Origin of the sequence: Turicibacter sp. GALT-G1, from assembly GCF_025594995.1 — a bacterium.
GTDB classification, from domain to species: domain Bacteria; phylum Bacillota_I; class Bacilli_A; order MOL361; family Turicibacteraceae; genus Turicibacter; species Turicibacter bilis.
The window spans coordinates 1-3,699 of the sequence record NZ_JAMQUS010000004.1 but is presented as its reverse complement, the minus strand read 5'-3'; the positions used below and the strand labels follow the sequence as shown (position 1 = coordinate 3,699).

Below are 3,699 nucleotides of genomic sequence, written 5' to 3'. Positions count from 1 at the left end.
TTTTCACTTGCAATATACAGTAAAGGATATTCCGTCTCTTCTGAATAAGTTTTAGCTTCAAGTAATAATTTCGTCATGTTTTTTGCCCACTGTTGGTTCTCAAACTCGATGATTCCTTTGAATTCTCTTAAATGATGAACGTTACATAAAGCATGAGTGCAATCATCATATTTAAAATACGGTGTCCAATGATCATGGATGACGGTTCCTTTGAAAGTTTAAGGAGGATAAATCGAAGACTTGACGCTTCATCGTTTTTTCAGGCTTAACATCTTCCAAACGGCATCCACACCCTTGGCAAGTTTGTTGATGATGTGTCACAACATGATTCGGATTTTCTACCATTTTTAAGGTTGAACCTTTATGCCCGACTTGACCACCCGTTTTTTTGTTTGAAGGTTGACGTAAACTTTTTGTCTTTTTGAAACCATCGGTTGAGGGAGGTCATTACCCTACTAGTGGTAGAAACATTTATCGACGATAAATGGCAGGGAACCCACTACTGTTTTTACTTGTTTTATTTGATTGTTTTTCAAGTTTTTTAAGGCGAGCATCTAAATCTGAAACAGTCTGAGATAACTCAGAGATTTGAGTGGAAAGTCCTTGAACTAAACTAATAACGGATTGAATCCCCTCCTGATAAACTTTGATGATTTCAGATTCTGACATGAGATGACACCTTCTTCTAAAGTTGGAATAGTAAGGATATTATAACTCAAATTTTACAAGTAGGTAAGTAGGTCAATAGAACTACATATCATTAACAAAACCACCAAGAAACGGATGTTGTTTACTTGGTGGCTGAATAGTTACAATAAAAGAACCTATAAGCTCACACTTTTTCAAGTATCTATCTTATAGGTTCTTTTTTAAGGAGCTGTTGCTTCTTTTTATTATTTTTCAGTATTTAATTTCTCACCTATTATTACTTATATCATCTTTTTTCTTTAATATTTACCATTTACTAAAAATTCATTGATTCGTTCACTTACTCGAAGTCGTTCTTCATATACCCAGTCTAAATCAAAGGGAATGTCGAAATTTTTACAGAAAGAGTAATACAGATTTACTTTCTGATAATACGTTTCAAGTGTTCGTAAACTTTCTTCTTTTTGATAAGGTTTTGGAAGTTCATCCTGATCTTGAATAAAATAATTCTCAATATAGGCAAGTAAGGTTGCGATAATCTCCTCATTATGAACATCGATTGGTAGTTTCATAATACTCCATTGATCGTGTTCACTTAACTGGTATTTTCTAATTTTATCTAAAATTAAAATATAGTCTCTGATATCCATTTTACGATACCATTCGAGTTCTATAGTGGTTGTACTCCAAAGAGCTAGTTTCTCTTTTAATGGTAATCCTTCAATTTCTAAAATAGCTTCACTTGGCCCCATAACCACCTCTTCAATAAGAGGATCTTCCATCTCGATTTTCTCTTTTAAAAATGAGTAGCCTTTTCCATAAGCACACACGTAACCTACCTCATAAAGTCCTTTTCGTCCAGCACGTCCTGCAATCTGTTTTACTTCTTGAGAAGTCAACCAACGCTCCTCTTCTCCATCAAATTTCTGAAGGTTCATAAAAATAATACGTCGAATAGGTAAGTTCACCCCCATTCCAATAGCATCAGTTGACACTAAGATTATATTTTCATGATCAATAAACTCATGATACTGCATTTTACGAACTTCCGGTGGTAAATCACCATAAATGACACTCGCTTTAATTCCACTTTCACGATAGAACTTTGCTAACTCTAATACTTTTCGTTTAGAAAATAGAATAAAGGCATCTCCAACTTGCGCATCACTTAACTTAAAGGGCTCTTTAACAATCTCAAGTGGAACTTGACGTATGTACTCAATAATTTCATAGTCATCCCCGCAATCCTTTAAAATTTCCACTAGTACCTCTTTTGAATTGAGTGCACCACACAAATGAATTTCAGGACATCTTAAACCAAGTAAAGCCCGTGTCCATGCTGCCCCGCGTTGAGAATCACCAATCATTTGGATTTCATCTATCACAGCAACTTCATACGTCTCATTAAGGTTTAGTTTTTCGATGGTCGAACTTTGATGATTCGCACCTTCAATGAGTACTTCTTCTTCACCTGTTAATAAATCACATGAAATACCTTCTTCATTCAAACGCTCAAAAATCTCTAACGCTAAAATTCTTAAGGGCGCTAAATAAATTCCATTTGTACTTTGTTTTAATCGTTGAATGGCTTGATATGTTTTTCCAGTATTTGTTTGGCCTAAATGGAGGTAGACTTTTCGTTTTAACGCCCTTGCTTCTGGATATTCATCCTTAGGGTTATGTGGGAAATGTGTTTGAAAAGCCTCTGCCATCAGCGATGGAATATGACTACTCACAAGAGCAGTTAAAATACCCGATGATAAATATTCGGCTTCATATTCTTGAATGATTTCCTCAAAATCAAATTGCGTTTGGTTCTTTTCATTATAATCTGCAAGTAGTCGTTGTGAAATCTCATCAAGAAGCTCACGATAATCCATCACCAAGTTATCAAACCCTTTAATGGAGCGACCATCCATCTGAGAAAGTTGCTTTAGCTTTTTTCGGACCGCTGATTCATGTGTCCAAAGGTTTCCGATTTTTGTATGCTTAACGACTTGACGTGTCCCGATTAATTGCTCTTTTAATTGTTTAAACTCTCGATTATCTTTGCGATTTTTTTTCACTTTTATCACCTATTTATAGGATGAACCATTTTATAAAAATCATCGCTCAAAAAGAGTCGTTTTTCAACATAAAAAATCAAACGATGCATCGACGTTTCGATACCATCATAAAATCTAATTTTCTTTCCTAATAACGCCAAACAATGTTTAGAGTATATTCATTAAAGACTGAAAAAACTTGTGGTCTTTAACGTTTATAAAATTTCAACCCTATACTTAAACATAGCATTATTTTAAAAATAATAGATAACATGAGATCATTTATATGGAAAAAAATGAGAGTTATTTAGATTGCTCTCATCTTTTTACATTGATATCCACTAGTACGAGTTCTATTTTCATCCATAGAATGAAACGCTATTCATAGGAAGTCACCCATTTTGTACTAGAAGTTAATCTTTCTAATCGCAAGGCTAGTGTACTAGCAATGATACACTTCAGCGTATCGCCAATCACAAAAGGAAGAACCGCAGCATTTAATGTCGCAATCAATCCCATATGGGTAACCACACTCATCCAAACAGCACCTATGAAATAAATAATTGGCATCCCAATAAAGACTGTCACTTGTAAATAACGTTTAAAGTTAACGGCTACTTTTTGCCTCATAAGACTTATGACAGGAGCAGCTATTAAAAAGGCTAAGAGGAAGCCTCCACTTGGACTTACAATATAAGCTAATCCTGAACCGCCTCCTGCGAAAACTGGAAATCCAAGCAACCCCATCAAAAGATATAACATTACAGTTATAAATACTTGTTGTGGCGTGAGTAGTAACGAACTTACATTAATCATAATTGTTTGTGCGGTAACCATCGTTGGTGTAAATGGTAATGGAAATGATAAATACGACGATACACTCAGTAAGGCTATACAAATTGCCATTTTCGTTAAATCCTTTGTTTTCATGACTATCCCTCACTTTTTGATTCGTAAATCACCTAATAATCAGCGTTTTGTTTCACTTATAAACAAAATAGTTAAA

General features: G+C 34.6%; 5 protein-coding genes. All 5 read right to left on the bottom strand.

Annotation, left to right across the window (positions count from 1 at the left end; genetic code table 11):
* Positions 1–200, bottom strand: a 200-nt coding sequence (locus NEH74_RS13655; RefSeq protein WP_411040357.1) for an IS66 family transposase, incomplete at its 3' end; no start/stop codon positions are given.
* Positions 193–345 carry a hypothetical protein gene (locus NEH74_RS00890; protein ID WP_156344119.1) on the bottom strand — a complete coding sequence of 51 codons (153 nt, stop codon included), beginning with the start codon at positions 343–345 and terminating at the stop codon, positions 193–195. The genes NEH74_RS13655 and NEH74_RS00890, both read right to left, overlap by 8 nt.
* Positions 346–471: 126 nt before the next feature.
* The gene (locus tag NEH74_RS00885) at positions 472–669 is read right to left on the bottom strand and encodes a hypothetical protein (protein ID WP_055305897.1); all 198 of its coding nucleotides are present in this window, start codon (positions 667–669) and stop codon (positions 472–474) included.
* 278 nt (positions 670–947) lie between these two features.
* A complete protein-coding gene (locus NEH74_RS00880; RefSeq protein ID WP_055305896.1) occupies positions 948–2,714 on the bottom strand; it encodes a helicase-related protein in 1,767 nt (588 codons plus the stop codon).
* Positions 2,715–3,071: 357 nt separating this feature from the next.
* Complete coding sequence (locus tag NEH74_RS00875) at positions 3,072–3,623, bottom strand: biotin transporter BioY (protein WP_055242179.1); 552 nt, start codon at positions 3,621–3,623, stop codon at positions 3,072–3,074.
* Between the last annotated feature and the right edge of the window lie 76 nt (positions 3,624–3,699).

Bases quoted from the DNA above. Each gene is read 5' to 3' on its own strand.
- NEH74_RS00890 (WP_156344119.1), bottom strand. From the start codon at position 345: ATGGTAGAAAATCCGAATCATGTTGTGACACATCATCAACAAACTTGC.
- NEH74_RS00885 (WP_055305897.1), bottom strand. From the start codon at position 669: ATGTCAGAATCTGAAATCATCAAAGTTTATCAGGAGGGGATTCAATCC.
- NEH74_RS00875 (WP_055242179.1), bottom strand. From the start codon at position 3,623: ATGAAAACAAAGGATTTAACGAAAATGGCAATTTGTATAGCCTTACTG.